Genomic DNA, 20,464 nt, shown 5'->3' with positions numbered 1-20,464 from the left:
GGGTGGGCGGTGTGCTCGCGGAACTGGGGAAGAAACTCGCCGAGAAGTGGCTCACCCTGCTGGTCCTGCCGGGCGCGCTCTACCTGGCCGTCGGGGTGGCGGCGGACCTGCTCGGGCACGCGCACCCGTTCGACGCTGCCGGGCTGTCCGACCGGGTCGGCGCCTGGGCGAAGGCCCCAGCGCTCGGCACGTTCGGCGGCCAGGCGGTGCTGCTCGCCGCCGTGGGCGTCGCGGCCGCCGGAGTCGGAGTGGTCGTGCAGGCGCTCGGCTCCCTGGTCGAACGGCTGCACCTGGCCGCCGACTGGCGCGGATGGCCCGCCGGCGTCCGTACCTTGGCGGACCTCGCCACCCGGCGGCGGCACGCACGCTGGCAGCACCGGCGCGAACTGGCCGGCCGGGCGCGGGCCCAGGCCCACATCGCCGACCCTGCCTCCCGCCCGGCCGCTTCGGAGGCCGCGGCCGAGGCGCGCGCGGCCGTGCACCGCGTCGGTGCCGAGGAGCCCGTGCGGCCCACTTGGAGCGGAGACCGCGTCCACCTTGCCGCGCTGCGCGTCCGACGCCACTACGGGCTCGACCTGGCCGCGCTCTGGCCGTACCTGTGGCTCACCCTCCCCGACCCGCCGCGCGCCGAGGTCACCGCCGCCCGGCAGGCCTTGGCCCGCGCGGCGACGCTCACCGCCTGGGCCGTGCTGTACCTGCCGCTGGCCCTGTGGTGGTGGCCCGCGCTGATCGTCGCGGCCGTCCTCGCCCTCACCGGGCACCACCGCTTCCGGGCCGCTGCCGACGGCTACGCCACCCTCCTGGAGGCCGTCGTCCGGCTGCACGCGGTCGACTTGGCGCGCAGGCTCGGCCTCGACTGCGCGGGCCCACTCACCGCCGCCGACGGCGCGCGCCTCGCCGAACTCCTGGTCCCCCGCCCGCCCTCGACCGCGTCCGCGACCGCAGGTGGTACCGCGCCGACGCTGCCGGCCTGACCCCGTACGACCCGAACCGACCCGAACCGACCCGGCGCGGCACGTCCGCCGCGGACCGGTCCGAACGTTCCCGGTCCAGTGGGACCGTCCTCACGGAGGATGAGTGGACAGCGACATGACGCGTACGGCACGACTGGCCGCGCTGTGGGCCCGGGTCAACCGGTCCGAGGACGAGGAGAACCCGGCCCTGCTGCTGGAGCCCGCGGCGCTCGACGAAGCCCGGGCGGTGGCCGGGTACTACGCGAACGGCGACCCCGATGCGGCGTACGTGCTCGGCTGGTTCCACTTCTTCCGATACCTGGCCCTGCCCGAGGGCGCGGACCAGGACGACTTCGAGGCGGCCAACGAGGCGTTCGGGCTGTGCTTCTTCCTCGGCCAGCCCGATCGGCCCGATCTGCCCGACCTGCCCGAGGACATGCTGCCGAACCTCGCCAGGGCCGCCGTCCCGGACGCCACCGAGCTGCTGGAGCGCTCGCAGTTCTCCCCCGACCCCGGTGTGCTCTCCCACGCGGTGGGGCTGTGGCAGCGCATCGTCCGGGCCACCCCGGCCGACCACCGCTACCGCGCCGACCGGCTGTTCCACCTCGGGATCGCGCTGGAGGACCGCTACAACCGACTGGACGACCCGGCGGACTTGGACGCCATCATCGAGGCGGGCCGGGCCGCGGAGGCCGCCGGCCCCGCCGACCACCCCGACCGGGCGCTGCGGCTGAACAACCTGGGGAACGCCCTGCGGCGGCGTTTCGCACGGCGGTCCCGAGCAGCGGACCTGGCGGAAGCGATCCGTGTCCTCCGCCTCGCCGTCGACGTCTCGATCGACGCCTTCGACCGCCCGATCGCGCTGCTCAACCTGGCGCTGGCGCTGCGCGACAGGTTTGCCTGGGCGGGCGCGGCGGCCGACCTGGATGCGGCGGTCGCGCACGTGGAGGAGGCGTCGACCATCGCCGCCCCCGACCACTCCGAGCGGGCCGGGATCCTGGCCCTCCGGCAGGAGTTGTCCGAGCACCGGTCCGGGGACCGGGAGGCACGGGCGGGCACTCAGGACCTGGTCGAGCGCTCCGAGGCCGCAGTGGCCGCCGCGACGGATGCCGCCGATCGCGCCGAGAGCCTGTTCGACCTTGGTGAGGCCCTTCGCTTCCGTTTCCTGCACACGGGCGTGGTGGCTGACGCGGACGCCGCGATCGACCGTTTCCGGGAGACCGTGGCGGCGACCCCGCCCGGCCACCCCGACCTGGCCAGAAGGCTGTGCCACCTCGGTGAGTGCCTGCGCCTGCGCTACCTGAGGACGGCCCGGCCTGCCGACCTGGACGCGGCGATCGACCACTTCAGCATGGCGGTGGTCGCCGCCGTCGACCCGGACGAGCGCGCCACGCAGCGGTTCCACCTCGGCGGCGTGCTCATCGATCGTGGCCTCACGCAGCGGTCGCTCGCAGACGTGGCCACCGCGATCGACTACCTGCGGCAGGCCGTGGCCGCCGTTCCGGACGACGCTCCCGGGCAGGCCGGTCCCCCTGACCGTCCGGACCGGACGACGCGGCTGGCCCGGCTCACCCACGCGCTGCAGGTCCGCTTCGAGCTGTCCGGTCGAATGGCGGACCTGGACGCCGTGATCGACGAAACCCGCGCCGCAGCGCCCACCGCTCCACCGGACCACCCCGAGCGGGCCTCGCTGCTCCTCGCGCTCGGCGGCGCATTGGGCAAGCGGGGCGAGCTGATGGGAACGCTGGCGGACACGGACGCCGCCGTCGGTCACCTGACGGAGCTGCTGAAGTCCACGCCGCCGGAGCTGCTGCACCGGGCCGGCGTCCTCAACGGCCTCGGCATGGCGCTGCGGGCCCGCTTCGATCGGACGGGAGCACTGGAAGACCTGGACGCCGCGGTCGACCACTTCCGGGCGGCGGCGGAGGCCGCCGAGGACGACGACGAACGCTCGGTCCCACTGACCAACCTCGGTAACGCGCTGCGGCACCGGAGCGAACGGCTGGTCACGGCCGCGGACGCGGACGCCGCCGTCGACTGCCTGACCCGGGCGGTCACCCTCACCCCCGCCGGCCACCCCCAGCGCGCAGTGCGGCTGTCCAAGCTCGGCATGGCCCTGCGCTCCCGCTACGACCGGAGGAAGCGGGTCACGGACCTGGACGGCGCGATCAACTGCTTCACGGAGGCGGTGTCCCACGCCGGGGGCACGCCCGGCCTGGCCGGCATCCTGACCAACCTCGGCGGCGCGCTCCAGCGCAGGTTCGAACTGACGAAGTCGCCCGCCGACCTGGACGCGGCGATCGACCGCCTGACCGAGGCGGTGGCCGCCGCCCCGGCGGACAACCTCGAACGGGCCGCGATGCTGAACAACCTCGGCGGCACGCTCCGGCGTAGGTTCGAACTGACGAAGTCGCCCGCCGACCTGGACGCGGCGATCGACCGCCTGACCGAGACGGTGGCCGCGGTTCCCGCCCACCACCCCGACTACGCGTTGGGCCTGTCCAACCTCGCCGACAGCCTGCTGACCCGCTACCAGCAGACGCAGCAGCCCGCCGACCTGCGCGAGGCGATCTCCTGCCGACTGGCGGCCTCGAAGGTCCGGTCCGCCACGCCCGGCCGCCGGATCATGGAGGCGGGCCAGGCGGCGGGCCTGCTCGCCGCGTCGGGCGACCCGGCCGGCGCGGCGGCCGCGGCGGAGAGCGCGGTTCTGCTGCTGCCGCAGGTGGCGCCCCGGCGCCTGGCCCGCGGCGACCAGCAGTACGCCATGGCCCAGTTCGCGGGGCTGGTCGGCGACGCCGCCGCGCTGGCCCTCGCCGCTCCGGGCGGCACCCCCGCCGGACGTGCCGAACGCGCCCTGGGCCTGCTGGAGACCGGCCGGGCCGTCCTGCTCAGCCAGGCCCTGGAGACCCGCAACGACCTGACCGACCTGCGCAAGGACCACCGCGAACTCGCCGAGCGCTTCAGCGACCTGCGGGAGCGGCTCGACAGCCCCGCCGACGTCGCCGGACCCGCACCCGGCAGCGCCGTCCCCGGGTCGACCGGCAGCGGAACGGCGACGGACGGGCCGGCCGCGGACGAGCCGCCGCGCGAACGGCACTTGCTCGCCCGGGACTTCGCCGACCTGCTGGCGGAGATCCGCGCACTGGAAGGCTTCCACACCTTTGCGCTGCCACCCGCCCCGGCCGAACTCCGCGCCCAGGTGACCCACGGCCCCATCGTGGTGTTCAACACCAGCGCGTACCGCAGTGACGCACTGCTGGTCACCGAATGCGGGATCCGGACCCTGAACCTGCCAGACCTGGCTTTGCAGCCCCTGGTCGAACGGATCGATACCTTCCTGCGGGCGCAACGGGACACATCGAGCCCGGACCAGGACGAGCGGGTCGCGGCCGAGGCCGCCATGGCCGAGGTCCTGCGGTGGCTGTGGGACGCGGCCGCGGGCCCTGTGCTGCACGCGCTGGGGTTCCGCGGACAGCCCGGCGACACGAAGGACTGGCCGCGGGTGTGGTGGGTGCCGGGCGGCTTGCTGGGGCTGCTCCCCTTGCATGCCGCGGGCCACCACGACGACCCGCGCGACCGTCCGGACCGGCGCACGGTGATGGACCGGGTCGTCTCCTCCTACACCCCGACGATCCGCGCGCTGCGCCACGCCCGTGAACGCGCCCGGACCGCCGCCGCGGCCGGGCCGGCGCGCAGCCTGGTCGTGGCGATGCCGACCACGCCCGGCCTGCCCCGAGACGGACGGCTGAGGTACGTCGGGAAGGAGGAGGCGGTCCTGCTCGAACGGCTGCCGGCCCCGGTGCTGTTGCGGGAGCCGGGCCCCGGCGAGGATCCGACCGACCGGAGGTTGCCGGTGCCGACGAAGGCCGCCGTCCTGGAGCGGCTGCCGGACTGCTCGATCGCGCACTTCTGCTGCCACGGTTCGAGCGACCCCGCCGACCCCTCCCGGAGCCTGCTCCTGCTGCACGACCACGCGGACGACCCGCTCACCGTCGCGGGCCTCGCCGCCGTCGAACTGGGACGGGCCCGGCTGGCCTACCTCTCGGCCTGCCGGACGGCGGCCGTCGACACCGCCGAGCTGCTCGACGAGGCCATCCACCTCACCTCGGCCTTCCAGCTCGCCGGGTTCCCCCACGTGATCGGCACGCTGTGGGAGATCGACGACGAACTCGCGGTCACCGTAGCCGAGTTGTTCTACGATGCGCTGGGAAGCGGGGCCGGGGGCCTGGACCCGGACCGCTCGGCGTACGCGCTCCACCGGGCCGTCCGTCTGATCCGTGACGGCTACGACCTGCCCGCCCCGATGGACCTGAGCGGATTGCCCTCGCTCTGGGCCGCGTACCTGCACTCGGGCGCCTGACTGGGCGTTTTGGCATCGTCTGCCCAGATCGGGTGAACCGTGCCTGCCCTGCTGCCGGCACCTACTGGCGGAGGCCCTGCGGGGCAATCCGTCCGGGGCTGCGCGGGGCTGCGCGGGGCTGCGCCGCCCGGGTACCGGGACGTGCCGCAGGGGGACGGCCGTTGCACGGCCGTCCCCCTGTGCTCGACGTGCTGCTCGGTTCCGGTCGGTGCCGGTCGGTGCCGGCCGGTCCGGTGGGGGCCCGGTCCGGAGCCCGGGCTACTTCATGACGGCGCGCAGGGCGTGCCGCAGTTGCTCCCGGTCGGGCTGGAGCGCGCGGTCCAGCCCGGGGGCGAACGGGAGCACCGCGCCGTCCGGGCGGGTGACCCGGCGGGGGGGCGCGATCAGCCGCATCTCCTCGGCGGCGGTGGCCAGCACCTCGGCCCCGATGCCGCAGCTGCGGTTGGAGTCGTCGACGACCACCAGCCGGCCGGTGCGCTCCAGCGAGGCGGCCAGCGCCGCCCAGTCGAACGGGTACAGGGTGCGCGGGTCGAGCACCTCGACCGAGATCTCGTCGGCGAGCTCCGCGGCGACCGCCAGCGCGTCGTGGACGAGGTGGCCGACCGCGACCAGGGTGACGTCGGTGCCGGGCCGGTGCACGCGCGCCGAGCCGAGCGGGATCGGCGCCAGCTCCCAGGTGACCGTCTCGCGGACGGCCAGCGCGGCCGCCGGCGCGAACAGCACGACCGGGTCCGGGTCGCGGACGGCGGAGCGGAGCAGGCCGTAGGCGTCGGTCGGGGTGGCCGGCACCACGGTCTTCACCCCGGCATGCGCGAAGAGGCTGTACGGGTGGTCGGAGTGCTGGCCGGCCCAGCCGTCCCGGGAGCCCGACCCCGGGACGATGCAGGTCAGCGGCACGCTCGCCTGGCCGCCCGTCATCAGGGAGAACTTGTGCGCCTGGTTGACGAGTTGCTCGAAGACGAGGAAGAGCAGCGAGGGGATCTGGAACTCCAGGACGGGGCGCCGCCCGGCCAGCGCCGCACCGATCGCCATCGAGGTGAAGGCCTGTTCGGAGAGCGGGGTGTCGACGATCCGCTCCGGCCCGAAGCGCTTCAGCAGCCCGAGCGTCGGGCCGGCCAGGCCGGCGCCGATGTCCTCGCCGAACACGCAGACCGCCTCGTCCGCGGCGAGTTCGTCGGCCAGCGCCCGGTTGAGCGCCTTGGTGTACGAGAGCCTGGTCATACGACCGCCCCCGCCCGCGGCCGGCTTCCGTCGGCGTACAGGTAGGCGGACGCGCGCTCCGGATCCGGGTGTGCGGAGGCGAGGGCGAACCGCTCGGCCTCCGCCAGTTCGGCCGCCACCTCGGCGTCCAGCGCGGCGGTCGCCGCCTCGCCGATCGCGGCGGCGGCGCGCAGCAGGGGATCGCGGGTGCGCCAGGCGTCCACCTCCTCGGGGGTGCGGTAGTGCAGCTTCATCCGCCGCTCCATGGTGTGGTGGCCCTCGAAGCGGTAGGTGCGGCACTCCAGGAACCCGGGGCCGCCGCCGGCGCGCGCCCGGGCCACGGCCTCCTCGGCGGCGGCCCGGACGGCCTCGGTGTCCATCCCGTCGACCGTCACGGCGGGGATGCCGAAGGCGGCCGCCCGGCCGGTCGCGCTGCCGGCCACCGCGGTGGCGGCGGGCAGTGTGGTGGCGTAGCCGTTGTTCTCGCAGACGAAGACCACCGGGGCCCGCCACATCGCGGCCAGGTTGAGGGCCTCCAGCAGGACGCCCTGGTTGAGCGCGCCGTCGCCGAAGAAGGAGACGGCCACCGCGTCGGAGCCGGCCTGCCGGGCCGCCCAGGCGGCGCCGACCGCGATCGGCGCACCGGCGCCGACCATGCCGTTGGCGCCGAGGATGCCCAGTGAGAAGTCGGCGGCGTGCATCGAGCCGCCCCGCCCCCGGTTCAACCCGTCGACCCGGCCGGCGAGTTCGGCCAGCAGCCGGTGCGGCTCGGCGCCCCGGGCCAGCACGTGGCCGTGGCCGCGGTGGGTCGAGGTGAGCCGGTCGTCCGGGCCGAGCGCGGCGCAGACGCCGACCGCGACGGCCTCCTGTCCGATGTACGGGTGGATGCCGCCGGTGATCACCCCGGACTTCACCAGGCCGAGTGCCAGCTCCTCGAACCCCCGGATCAGCCGCAGCATCCGGTACCGCTGCCCGGGGGTACCGAGAGGCGCCGGCGCCGCCGGGGGCCGCGCCGTCACAGGGCTCCCCGCCAGACCGGCGGGCAGAACTCCGGGTCGGCGTAGTCGGGCCGGCCGTCGGGCGTGCGGCGGACCACCACGTCGTGGTTGTAGACCACCTCGCCGCCGTCCGGCCGGACGGCCGGGCGGTACTCGTTGGCGCCGTCCTGGAGGTGCAGCGAGACGGCGCGGCGCGGCGTCGTCGCGAGGTTGGGGCCGCTGCCGTGGTAGGTGCGGCAGTGGTGGAAGCTGACGTGCCCGCGTGGGATCACCACCGGGACCTTGCGCACCTGCCGGCCGTTGAAGCGGGCGTTCTCGGTGAGGATGTCCTCCAGCTCCGAGTTGTCGCGCTCGGCGAAGTGCCGGGTGGAGTCCTCGCCGGAGCCCAGTTCGCGCCAGCGGTGGCTGCCGTCCACCATGGTGATGGTGCCGTTCTCCTCGCCGCAGTCGTGGAACGGCAGGAACGCGGTGAGCATCCGGTCGGACGTCGAGGTCTGCCAGTAGTGCTTGTCGAAGTGCCAGGGCACCCGGTTGCTGGGCTCCTCGGGCACCGGCGGCTTGTAGATCAGCGTCGCCTGGAAGACCCGGATCTCCTCGGCCTCGGCGAGCAGCGCGGCGACGGCACCGAGCAGCGGCTTGCGCAGGATCGCACCGATCGCGTCGCTCTCGTAGTGCACGTAGTCGTTGTGCCGCTGGACCGGGCCGTGCGAGGGCTCCCAGGAGGCCAGGCGCGGCGGGCGGACGGGCAGTTCGCGGTCCCGGTGGCCCTCGTAGTACTTCTCGGTGGCGGCCTGCAGGGTGTCCAGCTCATCGTCGCTGAACAGCCGACGGGAGAGGTACCAGCCGTGTTCGAGGTAGCCGGCCACCTCCTCGGGGGTGGGCAGCAGCGCGCGTTCGGCCTCGGTCAGCCGGAACTCGGCGGTGGTGGTCATGGGTCGGTGCCTCCTTCGGTCGGGGTGGGGCGGGGCGCTCAGACGGAGGCGGTGGCGTTCTGCCGCTCGACGGCCTCGTAGAGGGCCTTGATGTTGGCGGTGCCGAAGGTGCCCGCTCCCTGGCGCTCGATCAGCTCCAGGAAGTACGTCCGGCGGGGGTGCGTGGATCGGGCGAAGATCTGGAACAGCTGCCCGCCGTGGTCCTGGTCGACCAGGACGTCGAGCTCGCGCAGCGTCCCGACCGGGATGGCCGTGCCGCCGAGCCGCTCTGCCAGCGCGTCGTAGTACGCGCCCGGGGTGCTGAGGAACTCGACCCCGCGGCTGCGGGCGGTGCGGACGGCGGTGGCGATGTCGTCGGTGCGGAAGGCCAGGTGCTGGACGCCGGCGCCGTCGTGATCGGCCAGGAAGGTGTCGATCTGGCCCGGGCGGCGGGAGGTGTCGGGCTCGATCAGCGTGAAGGTGACCTCGCCGGAGGCACTCTGCACCACACTGGAGTCCATCGCCTGCTCGCCGACCTCGATGTACTCGCCGAAGATCCGGTGCAGGCCGAGCGCGGCCTCGCAGAACTTCACGGCCGGGGCCAGCTCGCCGGCCGGCACGCAGATCGCGGCGTGGTCGAGGGCGTCCAGCAGGGTGCCGCCGGCCGTTCCGGTGTCCGGTTCGGCGGGCTGCGGCACGAAGCGCAGCGCGAGGTCCCCGAAGCCGGCCACCAGGCCGCCGGCCCGGTCCAGCACCCGGGCGCCGTGGCGTTCGGCGCGCTCCAGCGAGGCCTGCGGGTCGGTGCAGCCGAGTGCGATCACCGCGACGCCGTCGCCGTGCCGGGCCGCGTACCGGGCCACCGGGTGGGCGGGGTCGGTGGCGGAGGAGAGCTGCAGCCGGACGGAGCCCTGGCGCAGCCGGACGGTGCGCAGACCGCCGGCCGCGGGTTCGTCGGGCTTGAGCTGTCCGGGCGTGAGCTGTTCGGGCGTGCGCGACCCGGGTGCGGACGCCTCGGGTGCGGACGCCTCGGGTGCGGACGCCTCGGGGGTGGAGGCCTCGGGGGTGGACGTCTCGGCGGTGAAGCCGTAGTCGGCGCAGAGGGCGGCGGCGGCCTGCTCGGCGTCGACGCAGTGGAACTCGACGTGCGTGATGGACTGGACGGACAACGGGATCTCCCCGGGGTGGCGAAGGGCGAGTGGCTGGGTGCGTGGTCGGGGCACGACACGGCCGGGTGCGGCCGAGCGCGGAGGGTCCGGGAGCTGCTGGGACGGCCTGGCGCTCGGCGGGCGGGTCGGGTGGTGCCGGGCGCCCCGGTGCGGCCGGGGCGCCCGGGTGCTACCGGACGGTGCGGGTGGAGGCCTGGCCGAAGACGAGGCTGACGTTGTGGCCGCCGAACGCGAAGGCGTTGCTCAGGGCGGCCTGCAACGGCGCCGGCCGGGCCGCGCCGCGGACGTGGTCGAGGGCGCAGGCCGCGTCCGGGTCGGTGAGGTTCACCGTCGGCGGCAGCGTGCCCCGGGCCACTGCCATTGCGGTCACGGCCGCCTCCAACGCCCCTGCGGCGCCGAGCAGATGGCCGGTGGCTCCCTTGGTGGAGCTGACCGCGGGCCCGTGCTCGCCGAAGACCGCGCGCAGCGCGGCCGTCTCGGCGATGTCGCCCAGCTTCGTCCCGGTGCCGTGCGCGTTGACGTAGCCGATGTCGGATGCTGCCAGGCCGGCGTTGGCGAGCGCGGAGCGCATCGCGTCGGCGGCGCCCTCGCCGTCCGGGCGCGGCATGGTCGGGTGGTGGGCGTCGGTGGTGGCGCCCCACCCGGTGAGGTCGGCATACCCGGCCGCGCCCCGGGCGTCCGCGTGCTCGGCGCGCTCCAGGACGAGGACGGCGCTGCCCTCGCCCAGCACGAAGCCGTTGCGGCGGGCGTCGAAGGGCCGGCTCGCCTGCTCCGGATCGTCCCAACCGGACGACAGCGCACGGGCGTTGGTGAACGCCGCGGCGATCGTCGGGTGCAGCGAGGACTCGCTGCCGCCGCAGACCACCACGTCGGCGTCGCCGGCCCGGATCAGCCGCAGCCCCTCGGCAACGGCCTGGGCACCGGCCGCGCAGGCCGTCACGATGGCCGAACTGAAGCCCCGGATACCGTGCTTGATGGCGATCCGGGCGGTGGCCATGTTGGAGAGCATGCCGGGCAGCAGGTACGGATTGACGCCGGGCCGGCCGCGCTCCAGCCGCCGGTGCGACTGCTGCTCGAAGGTCTCCAGCCCGCCGCCGCCGGTGGCGAGGACGACGGCGGTGCGGCGCGGGTCGGCGTCCCGGCCGACCACCAGGCCGGCGTCGGCGAGCGCGTCGTCGGCGGCGGCCAGGGCGAGCAGCACGAACCGGTCCACGCAGCGGGTCTCGGTCGGCGGGAGGACTTCGCGCCCCTCGATGGCGGGGGCGATCCCGGCGGCGGTGAGCCAGCCGTGCGCGGCGTGCCCCTCCGGCAGCGTGCGGATGCCGGAGCGGCCGGCGGTGAGCGCCTCGAAGACCTCGGCGGGCTTGCGGCCGACGGGAGTGACCATGCCGATGCCGGTCACGACGGCGCCCGGGCGGGCGGTGCCGGGCGGCGTCATCGGGCGGCCACCGAGTCGAGGTAGCGGTTGCGCAGCAGCACCTTGCGGACCTTTCCGGTCGGTCCGAGCGGGATGTCGTCGCCGGTCACCACCAACACCTGGCGGACGGTGGCCGCGGCGGCCTCGTCGAGTGCCGCCGTGACCTCCTTGGTGCGGTCGGCGGCCGGGTCGGCGCCGGCCGCGAGGACGAGCAGCACGTCGGTGACCACCCGGTCGCCGTCCCGGACGGCGACCACCGTGCAGTCCGCCACGTCGGGCAGCGCGGCCAGCACGCGCTCCTCCGACATCGCGGTGAACAGCCGCTTTCCGTCGCCGAGTTCGACCGAGTCGACCAGCCGGTCCACGTGGTAGTAGAAGCCCTCCTCGTCCCGGTACATGAGGTCGCCGGTGAGGAAGCGCCCGCGGAGCCTGGTCCGGAAGGTGGTGGCGGAGTCGTTCCAGTAGCCGAGCGCCAGGGTGGGGGAGGTGGTGGCGAGTTCGCCGACCTCGCCGGGCCCGAGCGGCTCGCCGTCCGGGCCGACCACCTCGCAGTCGACGAAGGCGTGCGGACGGCCGACGCAGCGGCCGTACCGGTCGGTGCCCGGGCCGTGGGTGATGAAGAAGTGCGAGTGGCCCATCTCGGTGGAGCCCAGGCCGTCGACGAACAGCGAGCCGGGGATCCGGATCCGGCCCTGGCGGGACAACGACTCGCGGCTGCCGGCCGCGATCAGCCGGCGGATGTGCACCTCGTGCGCGCAGTCGCCGGTGTTCCACCAGAGTGCGACGGAGTCCAAGTCCCGTGCGGAGAGGTCGTGGTGGGCCAGCTCGGCCCAGGTTGCGGCGAAGCCGACGACGCCGCTGGGCCGCCAGCTCTCGACCGCGTCCAGCACGCCGGCGCCCGACTGCTGCGAGAGCAGGGCGAGCTGGGTGTGCGAGCTGAGCGCCAGGTTCACCGCGATCAGGGTCGCCGCGTGCGGAGCGGGCAGCGCGCTGAGCATCCGGTCCTGGCCCTGGGGCCGGGGGAGCCGGAGCCGGTGGCGGATCGCCGCGTACAGGCTCGCGTGCGAGTGGACGACGGCCTTGGGCAGGCCGGTGGTGCCCGAGGAGTGGGTGATCGCCACCGGGTCGCCGGACCAGTGCCGGTAGGGCGCGGGCGCGGCCTCCGGATCACCCGAGCCGAGCGTGGAGATCTCCGGGAGCAAGGGTGCGCCGGCGTCGTGGCCCTCCAGCGCGGCCAGGTGCGCCGGGTCGGCGAGGATGCCGACCGGGCCGAGCTTGGTGATGTACCGGGCGGCGCGTTCCGCCGCGAGGTTCGGGTTCAGCAGTGCGGGGATCGCGCCGAGCCGGGAGAGCGCGAGGAAGGACAGGACGTGGTCGGCCGCGTCGCTCGCGTACACCACCACCGGGTCGCGGCGGCCGACCCCGAGCGCGTGCAGCGCCGCGGCCCGGGCCCGGACGGCGCGGTCCAGCTCGCGCAGGGTGAAGGGCTGCCAGGCGGGGTGGTCGTCCACCGGGGTGTCGAAGGTCAGCAGCGGCTCGTCGAGGCCGAGGCCGAGGGCCAGTCGGCTGGTCAGGACGTTGCCGGCGCCGACGTCCGGGTCGTCCGCCAGAAGGGCGCGGATACTGCGGATGCTCACGGTGGTGGATCCCTCCCATGGTGCAGGGCGTGCTGCGGCGGGACGCGGCGTTGCGGGGCCGCTCGCGCGGGTGCGGTGGTGCTCGGTGACGGTGGTGTGCTCGGTGACGCGGGTGCGGGGTGCGGGGTGCGGGGTGGCAGTGGGGTGGGTGGGTCGTGCGCCGGTCAGGCCGTGGTGACCAGGACGGCGACGGCCCGGTCGGTGTCGACGCGGTCGCCGTCCTGGCGCTCGGTGTCGGCGCGGTCGGCGTCGGGGTGCTCGGCGTCGGGGTGCTCGGCGTCGGCGTGCTCGGGATCGGCCTGTTCGGCGGCGATGACCAGGACGAGGTCGGCGTCGCCGTCCGCGAGGAGCAGGGCGGCGTGGTCGAGCGCGTCCTGCGGCACGGTGCCCGGGCGGGCCTCGACGGGGCTGATCGCGACCACGGGACCGGTCAGGCCCCAGCGGGCGGCGATGTGGCCGAGAACGGCGTTCGGGTTGGACTGGAAGAAGAGCAGGGGTGGCACCCGCCGCCCGGAGGCCGCGGCCTCGTCGATGGCCCGCGCGGTGGCGCGGTCACCGCCCACGCTGGCCAGCAGCAGGGCCGTCCGGCCGGGCGCCGGGGCGGCGCCGTGGTGGGCGCGCAGGCAGCGCTCGGCGGCCTCGGCCACCAACGGGTTGAAGGTGGACGCGGAGAAGCCGGGGATCGGGGGCAGCACGTCGCCGTGGCCGTGGCCGTGGCCGGGGGCGGGGGCGGGGGCGGCGGCGTGGTCGGGGCCGGGGTCGGGCCAGCGGCCCTCGGCGAGGATGCGCAGTCCGGTCATCGGGCGGCCACCAGGAGTGCGGTGTTGGCCCCGCCGAAGGCGGAGTTGAGGCTCAGCGCGTAGCGCGGCCGGGCGGCGCGCGGGCCGTCGAGGACGAGGTCGAGGCCGACGTCCGGGTCGGCGCCGAGCCAGCCGGCGTTCACCGGCAGCCGGCCGTGGTTCAACGCCGCGATGGTGACGGCGAGTTCGAGCAGCGCCGAGGCCTCCAGGGCATGGCCGTGGACGCCCTTGCTGGAGCTGACCGGCACTCGGTCCGCCCGGGTGCCGAACACCCGGCGCAGCGCGCTCGCCTCGGCCCGGTCGGCCAGCGGCGAGCCGGTCCCGTTGGCGTTGACGTAGCCGATGTCCGCCGGGTCGAGGCCGGCCCGGCCGAGCGCCGCGTCGATCGCCCGGGCGGCCCCCTCGCCGTCCGGTTCGGGGCGGCACACGTGGTGGGCGTCCCCCGTCCGGCCCCAGCCGGCCAGCCGGGCGAGCACGGGCGCACCGCGGCGTTCGGCGACCGGCTCGGCCTCGATCACCACGGCCGCCGCCGCGTCGCCGAGCAGGGTGCCGCTGCGGCCTGCGCTGAACGGACGCAGTTCGCCGTCACGGGCCAGTGCGCGGCCGGCGTCGAAGGCGGCGAACACCCCCGGTTCCACGAGGTGCCCGGCCGCGACCAGCACCCGGGGGTGCCGGCCGGTCGCGACCAGCGCCGCGGCGTCGGCGACGGCGGTTCCGGCCGCGACGCAGGCGCCGGTGTAGATCCGGGTGACGCCCGCGGCGCCCCAGGCGGCCACGCCGGCGGCGACGGCGCCGGCCACCGCCCTGGTCCGCAGGTCGCTGTGCAGGGCGAGCAGGACGGGCAGGCCCCGGTCTTCCGGTCCGGGGGTGCCGTCGGCCGGGCCGGTGGCCGCCGCCGTGCCGCGTCCGGCCTGTCGCCCGACCGGACGCCCGCCGGTACGACCGGCCGGACTGCCGTCGGCCGGGCCCGCCGCCAGGCCGGCCTGGCGGCAGGCCTCGTCCACGGCGGTGAGCACCGCCTCGGCGAGCGGCACCGGCTCGGGCAGCAGCGCGGCCCGGGTGGTGCGGCGCCCGGACACGTCGAAGCGGGTCACGGTGCCGAACGCGCCCTTGCCGTGGGCGGTGGCCTCGGCGAGTGCGCCCAGCCCGGAGCCGGCCGCGCTGAGCACGCCGACACCGGTGACCACGGGCCGGACGGCGGGCGGGGCGTGGCCGGTCATGACGACGCGACTCCGGGCGTTGCGGGCACGGCCGTTGCGGTTGGGGGAGCTGCGGGCGTGCCGTCCCCGGCGGCCTCGACGGCCGCCCGGAGCACGCCGGTGGCGTCGTCCACCGTGCGGACCGCCTCGAACTGCGCGTCGTCGAGATCCAGCTCGACGCCGTAGCGCTGCTCGAACTCGGCGATCAGCCAGGTGAGCTCCAGGGATCCGAGCTCCTCGGGCACGGAGTCGGCGGCGCGCTGCCCGAACGCCGCCAGGATCTCCAGCACCTCGGCCCGGCCGGGCAGGGTACGACCGGTCACGCGGCGCTGCCCGCGGTGGCGGCCGTGGCGGCGACGCGCGCGGCGACGTCGGCGGTGAACTGGTCGAGCGTCATCAGCGCGGTGCTCTCCATCTCGTCCAGGTCGAACTTGACCCCGAACTCGTCCTCCACCTGGACGGAGAGGTCGGCGAGGGCGAGCGACTCCAGGTCGAGCCCGGCCGGGCCGAGGTCGGTGTCACCGGTGACGTCGTCGACGTCGTACTGCATCTCGGTCAGCGCGGCGAGGACGAACTCGCGGATGCGGTCCTGCATGGTGTGCTCCTTGTGGCTGCGCGCGTGCGTGCGTGCGGTGCGCGTGCGGTCGGGGAATTCCGTTCGGGCCCGGTGGAAATGCCGGTTCGGCCGGGCCGGAGAAATACCGGCCCGGGCCCGGTGGATCGTCAGGGTCTGCCCGATCGGGAAACCGGGCCGGGTATTTCCGGGAAGCCGGCCCGGGGCCGTTCGGTCGGGCCGGCCGGGGTGGACCGGGGAATCGCGGTGGAGCCCTTCGGTGGGCGGTCGTTCGGCAGACGGGAGTTGGACGGCGGGGCGTTCAGTGGCGGGCGTTCGGTGGCGGGTTCCAGTGGGCGGCCGCGCGCAGGGCGGCCGGGTCGCGGAGCAGTTTTCCGGTGGCGGTGCGGGGCAGTCGGGGCAGGAAGGCCAGCCGGCGCGGCCGTTTGTAGGCGGCCAACTGCCGGGCCAGCTGGTCACGGACGAGGTCCTGGTCGGTGTCCTCCTCGGTGGCGAGGTACGCCTCCACGGCGCCCTCGTCGAAGACCACCACGGCCTCGCTGATCCCGGGCAGGGCGGCCAGGATCTGTTCGACCTCGGTGAGGTCGACCTTGAGCCCGCCGATCGAGACCTGGGAGTCCCGCCGGCCGAGCACGGTGACCAGGCCGGTTCCCGGATCCAGGACGGCGGCGTCCCGGGTGTGGAGCCAGCCGTCCGACCAGCGGGTCGGGTCGTCCAGCCCCGGGTACGGCGAGGCCGCCGTCCCGATCCGCAGCTCCCCCTCCACCAGCCGGAGGTCCATCCCGGCCACCGGCTGCTTGGCGGGGTGCAGGCGGCCGGTCAGGTCGGTGGCGATCACGCCGAGTTCGGTCATCCCGTACATGGTGCCGAGCGGGACGCCGTACCTGGCGGTGAACGCCTCCGGCAGGCCGGGCCGGACGAGTTCCCCGGCCACCACCATCCGCCGGAGCAGGGGCAGCTGCGGGGGTGCGGCCACGCCTGCCAGCAGTTCGGCGTGGAAGGGGACGCCGATCACGGTGGTCGGCCGGGCCGGCTCCGCGCCGACGGCGGCGAGGATTCCCGCGGCCGTCATCCGTTCCGGCACGGTCAGCGGTGCGCGGGCGTGCAGGCTGTTCAGCAGTCCGCCGACCAGCCCGAGCACGTGCACCACGGAGGAGAGCAGCACCACCCGGTCGCCCTCGCCCGGGAAATCCACCAGCTTCCGGTAGCAGGTGAGTTCACGAACGAGATCGCCGGCGGTGCGGGCGATGACCTTGGCCGGACCGGTGGATCCGGAGCTGAGCTGCACCAGTGCGTGGCCGGTCGCCGCCGGTCGCCCGTCCGGCAGCCGGACGGCCACCGGGTGGACTTCGGAGAAGCCGCGGAGCGCCACCGAAGGCCGGTGTTCGGACCCTACCAGCACCTGCGGGGCCAGCCGCGCGACCGCCAGACCGATCTCGTGCTCGGTCAGCCGGTGGTCCAACAGGGCCACCTGGGCGCGCAGTTGCCAGGCGGCGAGCAGCACGGCCACGAAGCCCAGCGAGGGCGGCAGTCGCAGTGCGACGGTGCCGCCCGGCGCCAGGCCGGCCGCGGCCAGCCGTTCGTGTTGGTCGTCGACCAGGGCCCGCAGGGTGTCCCGGTCGACGGGGGTGCCGAATCGGAGGCACTCCTCGCTCCCGGGGCCTGCCAGCAGGAGCCGATCCACCCAGTCGTCGGGGGCATCGGCGTGCGGCGGTACGGAGAGCGGAAGTGCGGAGAGGGAAATACCGGTCAACGCCACTCCACGCAGAGGAGATTTGACATGAACGCCGTTATCGACCAATACGGTCAATTCCGTTGCCAGACCTTTGCACAGACGATTGGTCAAATCAAGGTCTATACCAATGTGGTTCAGACCTCCTACGCTGCCGAGCCGGGACTGGTCCGAGCGCGGCCGTCCGGGAACGAGGATGCCCGTGGGACTACTCACGCTGGCCGGGATCGAGCGCGCGGCACGCGCCCAACTTCCCCCAGAAATATGGGACTTCATCGAGGGTGGCAGCGAAGCGGAACGCACCCTCGCGGGGAACCGGGAAATGTTCGGCCGCTATGCACTGCGGCCCCGCACGCTCGTCGACGTCTCCGGCTGCTCGTCAAGTGTCCGACTGCTCGGATCCGAGCTCCGGCTCCCGGTCGGGATTGCCCCGATGGCCTACCACCGGCTGGTCGATCCGGACGGCGAGACCGCGACCGCCCGGGCAGCCGGAGAGGCAGGCGCCCTGCTGGTCGCCGGGATCTTCGCCAGCCGCACGCTCGAAGCCATCGCCGCGGCCTCGGCCGGCGGCCCGCTCTGGCTCCAGCTCTACTGGCTGCGCCGCCGCGACGCGCTCGCCGCGCTGGTCGAGCGCGCCGAGGCGGCCGGTTTCGGCGCCCTGATGCTGACCGTGGACGCCCCGCGGATCGGCCGCCGTCTGCGCGACCTGCGCAACGGCTTCGCCGTGCCGCCGCAGATCCGGGCCGTCAACCTGGACCCCGAGCTGATGACCGCCACCCACCGGGCCGACACCGGCTCCTCCGGCATCGCCGACCACGCGCGGGAACAGTTCGACCCCACCCTGACCTGGTCCGACCTGGCCTGGCTGCGCGAACGCACCCGCCTGCCCCTGGTCCTGAAGGGCATCCTGACCGCCGAGGACGCCCGGCTGGCCGCCGAGCACGGCGTGGACGCCGTGGTGGTCTCCAACCACGGCGGCCGCCAGCTGGACGGCGCACTGCCCGCCCTCGCCGCGCTCCCCGAGGTGGCCGCCGCGCTCGGGCCGGACGTGCCGGTCCTGCTGGACGGCGGTGTGCGCAGCGGCGCCGACATCGCCGTCGCCCTCGCGCTCGGCGCCCGTGCCGTCCTGGTCGGCCGCCCCGTGCTCTGGGGGCTCGCCACCGGGGGAGCGGGCGGCGTGGCCCGCGTGCTGGGCCTGCTCCGCGACGAGTTCGAGCACACGCTCGCGCTGCTCGGCCGCCCCACGCCCGGCGCGCTGGACGGCACCGCCCTGGCGCCCTGGCCCCTCGCACCCGCGGGGCCGCTCGTACCCGCGGTGCCGCCCGTGCCCGCGGTGCCGCCCGTGCCGCTCGTACCCGCGATGCCCGTCGCGCCTGCCGGCGCCTGACCGCCCCCGCCGGGCCACCCCCAGGCCCGGTGGCCGGGCGCCACCCGCCGCCCGGCACCCTCCCCACAGAAGGACCGACGACATGAAGAACCAGGACGCCTTCCCCGGCTGGGACTGGGACGACCCCGAGGGCCTCGCCGCACGCCTGGACGCCGTCAGCGAGCAGGTCGCCACCTGCAAGACCCTCGACCCGGCCGACCGGCTCCCGCACGACCACGCGGACTTCACCGCTCTCGGCGTCACCGGCATCGAGTTCGCGGCCTTCCGGACGGCCCACCCGGCCGGTCTCGGCACCGACCTGACCGCCCTGCGCAGCCCCGACGCCGGTACCGAGCCCGGCACCCTCTACCGCGTCGACGGCGACCGCTGGTTCACCCAGCTGGACGTCTCCCGGCCGCTGCCGTTCGCCGACGCCAGCGTCGACTGGGTGTACGCCGAGCACCTCATCGAGCACGTCACCCTGCCGGTCGCGGTCGGCTGGCTGCGCGAGGCCCGCCGGGTGCTCAGACCCGGCGGCGTCCTCCGGATCACCACCCCGGACCTGGCCCGCTACCTGGTCGGCTACGCCACCGACGACGGCTTCCTGGCGAAGCACCGCCGCCGGCTCACCACGATGGGGTTCGGCCCGCCGATGCCCAACCGGCCGGCCTTCCTGGTCAACCAGATCTTCCGCCACTACGGCCACCAGTGGATCTACGACCTGGACGAGCTGCGGCACGTCCTCACCCGGGCAGGCTTCGAGCCGGGGCAGATCCGGCACTGCGCCTACCGGCAGGGCGTGCGTACCGATGTCGCCGACCTCGACACCGCGCACCGCACCGACGAGACGATCTACGTCGAGGCCGACCGCTGACCGCCGACCGCTGACCCCTGCCCGCGCCCGCGCCGGCCGACGCCACAGCACCGCCCCCGCTCCGCCTGCCCGCTGATCCGCCGACGCCGCGCGGCGTCGGCGGCCCGGCCGCGCCCGCTGCTCGGACGGCGGGACGGCACGCAGCGGAGCGCCCGTACCCGGACCGTCCGTACCGGGACCGCCCGTACCGGGACCGCCCGTGCCCGTGCCGCCGGCCCGCGGGTGTCGACCCGAAGAGCCCGACCCCCTTCGATGGGATGACCATGCCACTGCACCCCCAGGCCCAGGCGCTGCGCGACCGCCGCGCCCAGGCCGGCACACCGCCGCTCTACACCCTGACCCCGGCCCAGGCACGGGCCGCCGACCTCGCCGACATCCGGTCCGCCGCCGGCACCCCGGAGCCCGTCGCGGCCGTCGAGGAACACCGGATCCCCGGCCCCGGCGGCGAACTCACCCTCCGCCTCTACCGCCCCGGCCCGGCCGCGGGCCCCGACGGCGCGGACGGCCCGCTCCCCGCCCTGCTCTACCTCTTCGGCGGCGGCTGGACGCTCGGCTCGCCGGACACCAGCGACGCGATCTGCCGCCGCCTCACCAACGCCGTCGGCTGCGTCACCGCGTCCGTCGGCTACCGCCTCGCGCCGGAGCACCCCTTCCCCGCCGCCGTCCACGACTGTTGCGCCGCAGCCCGCTGGCTGGCCGAGCACGCCGCGGACCTCGGCATCGACCCGGGGCGGCTGGCCGTCGGCGGTGACAGCGCCGGCGGCAACCTGGCCGCCGCCCTCACCCTGCTCGCCCGCGACGAGGGCGGGCCGGCCCTGCGCCACCAGCTCCTCGTCTACCCCAACACCGACCACCGGGCCGGCGCCGCCTCGCTGGACGAGCACGACGATCCGGTGCTCTTCAACCGCCGCTCGGTCGCCTGGTACTGGGGCCACTACCTGGCCGATCCGGCCGACGGCGACCACCCGCACGCCTCGCCGCTGCGCGCCCCGAGCCTGGCCGGGCTGCCGCCCGCCACCGTGATCACCGCCGAGTACGACCCGCTGCGGGACGAGGGCGAGCGCTACGCCGAGGCCCTTCGCGCGGCAGGCGTCCCCGTCGAGGCCCGGCGGTACGACGGCGTGCCGCACGGCTTCTTCGCCATGACGGGCGTCCTGGACGCGGCGGGCGACGCCCAGCGGTACGCCGCCGAGCGGCTGCGCGAGGCGCTCCGGTGAGCGCCGCCGCCGCGTCGGCCGGGCCCGCCCCGACGAAGCCGGCCCGGACGGCGCCCGAGC

At 75.4% G+C, this 20,464-nt stretch carries 16 protein-coding genes; 5 read left to right on the top strand and 11 right to left on the bottom strand.

Annotated features, from left to right (window positions below; genetic code table 11):
• Positions 1-11 precede the first annotated feature (11 nt).
• Both OH807_RS04490 and OH807_RS04485 read left to right on the top strand, forming a co-directional pair.
• On the top strand, positions 12-974 hold the full coding sequence (locus OH807_RS04490; RefSeq protein ID WP_406194115.1) for a hypothetical protein: 963 nt from the start codon (positions 12-14) through the stop codon (positions 972-974).
• Positions 975-1,089: 115 nt separating this feature from the next.
• On the top strand, positions 1,090-5,313 hold the full coding sequence (locus tag OH807_RS04485) for a CHAT domain-containing protein (RefSeq protein WP_406194113.1): 4,224 nt from the start codon (positions 1,090-1,092) through the stop codon (positions 5,311-5,313).
• A 258-nt stretch (positions 5,314-5,571) separates the two neighbouring features.
• Here the strand turns inward: OH807_RS04485 and OH807_RS04480 are convergent, their stop codons facing one another.
• The 11 genes from OH807_RS04480 to OH807_RS04430 form a co-directional block, all read right to left on the bottom strand.
• Positions 5,572-6,534 carry an alpha-ketoacid dehydrogenase subunit beta gene (locus tag OH807_RS04480; RefSeq protein WP_406194111.1) on the bottom strand — a complete coding sequence of 321 codons (963 nt, stop codon included), beginning with the start codon at positions 6,532-6,534 and terminating at the stop codon, positions 5,572-5,574.
• The gene (locus OH807_RS04475) at positions 6,531-7,472 is read right to left on the bottom strand and encodes a thiamine pyrophosphate-dependent dehydrogenase E1 component subunit alpha (protein WP_406194109.1); all 942 of its coding nucleotides are present in this window, start codon (positions 7,470-7,472) and stop codon (positions 6,531-6,533) included. Before OH807_RS04475 ends, OH807_RS04480 begins: the two co-directional genes overlap by 4 nt.
• A gap of 56 nt (positions 7,473-7,528) precedes the next feature.
• Positions 7,529-8,443 carry a phytanoyl-CoA dioxygenase family protein gene (locus OH807_RS04470; protein ID WP_406194106.1) on the bottom strand — a complete coding sequence of 305 codons (915 nt, stop codon included), beginning with the start codon at positions 8,441-8,443 and terminating at the stop codon, positions 7,529-7,531.
• 38 nt (positions 8,444-8,481) lie between these two features.
• Positions 8,482-9,588 carry a VOC family protein gene (locus OH807_RS04465; RefSeq protein WP_406194104.1) on the bottom strand — a complete coding sequence of 369 codons (1,107 nt, stop codon included), beginning with the start codon at positions 9,586-9,588 and terminating at the stop codon, positions 8,482-8,484.
• A 169-nt stretch (positions 9,589-9,757) separates the two neighbouring features.
• On the bottom strand, positions 9,758-11,026 hold the full coding sequence (locus tag OH807_RS04460; protein ID WP_406194102.1) for a beta-ketoacyl-[acyl-carrier-protein] synthase family protein: 1,269 nt from the start codon (positions 11,024-11,026) through the stop codon (positions 9,758-9,760).
• On the bottom strand, positions 11,023-12,642 hold the full coding sequence (locus OH807_RS04455) for an AMP-binding protein (protein ID WP_406194100.1): 1,620 nt from the start codon (positions 12,640-12,642) through the stop codon (positions 11,023-11,025). The genes OH807_RS04460 and OH807_RS04455 overlap by 4 nt, the downstream gene beginning before the upstream one ends.
• A 164-nt stretch (positions 12,643-12,806) precedes the next feature.
• The gene (locus OH807_RS04450; RefSeq protein WP_406194098.1) at positions 12,807-13,442 is read right to left on the bottom strand and encodes a beta-ketoacyl synthase N-terminal-like domain-containing protein; all 636 of its coding nucleotides are present in this window, start codon (positions 13,440-13,442) and stop codon (positions 12,807-12,809) included.
• A complete protein-coding gene (locus OH807_RS04445) occupies positions 13,439-14,662 on the bottom strand; it encodes a beta-ketoacyl synthase N-terminal-like domain-containing protein (protein WP_406194096.1) in 1,224 nt (407 codons plus the stop codon). Before OH807_RS04445 ends, OH807_RS04450 begins: the two co-directional genes overlap by 4 nt.
• On the bottom strand, positions 14,659-14,964 hold the full coding sequence (locus OH807_RS04440; RefSeq protein WP_406194094.1) for an acyl carrier protein: 306 nt from the start codon (positions 14,962-14,964) through the stop codon (positions 14,659-14,661). Before OH807_RS04440 ends, OH807_RS04445 begins: the two co-directional genes overlap by 4 nt.
• The gene (locus OH807_RS04435; RefSeq protein ID WP_406194092.1) at positions 14,961-15,236 is read right to left on the bottom strand and encodes a phosphopantetheine-binding protein; all 276 of its coding nucleotides are present in this window, start codon (positions 15,234-15,236) and stop codon (positions 14,961-14,963) included. The genes OH807_RS04440 and OH807_RS04435 overlap by 4 nt, the downstream gene beginning before the upstream one ends.
• 280 nt (positions 15,237-15,516) lie before the next feature.
• The gene (locus OH807_RS04430) at positions 15,517-16,968 is read right to left on the bottom strand and encodes a class I adenylate-forming enzyme family protein (RefSeq protein WP_406194090.1); all 1,452 of its coding nucleotides are present in this window, start codon (positions 16,966-16,968) and stop codon (positions 15,517-15,519) included.
• Between the two features lie 175 nt (positions 16,969-17,143).
• On the opposite strand from OH807_RS04430, the gene OH807_RS04425 reads away from it, so the two are divergent.
• The 3 genes from OH807_RS04425 (at position 17,144) to OH807_RS04415 (ending at position 20,404) form a co-directional block, all read left to right on the top strand.
• On the top strand, positions 17,144-18,334 hold the full coding sequence (locus OH807_RS04425; RefSeq protein WP_406194088.1) for an alpha-hydroxy acid oxidase: 1,191 nt from the start codon (positions 17,144-17,146) through the stop codon (positions 18,332-18,334).
• An 82-nt stretch (positions 18,335-18,416) separates the two neighbouring features.
• Positions 18,417-19,187, top strand: a complete 771-nt coding sequence (locus OH807_RS04420; protein WP_406194086.1) for a class I SAM-dependent methyltransferase — start codon at positions 18,417-18,419, stop codon at positions 19,185-19,187.
• 263 nt (positions 19,188-19,450) lie between these two features.
• On the top strand, positions 19,451-20,404 hold the full coding sequence (locus tag OH807_RS04415; RefSeq protein WP_406210695.1) for an alpha/beta hydrolase: 954 nt from the start codon (positions 19,451-19,453) through the stop codon (positions 20,402-20,404).
• Positions 20,405-20,464 lie beyond the last annotated feature (60 nt).

It is taken from the genome of Kitasatospora sp. NBC_01560, assembly GCF_045208415.1.
In the GTDB taxonomy this organism is placed as follows: domain Bacteria; phylum Actinomycetota; class Actinomycetes; order Streptomycetales; family Streptomycetaceae; genus Kitasatospora.
Note: the sequence above shows the minus strand (reverse complement) of the source record. Positions and strands in the feature narration are given on the sequence as shown.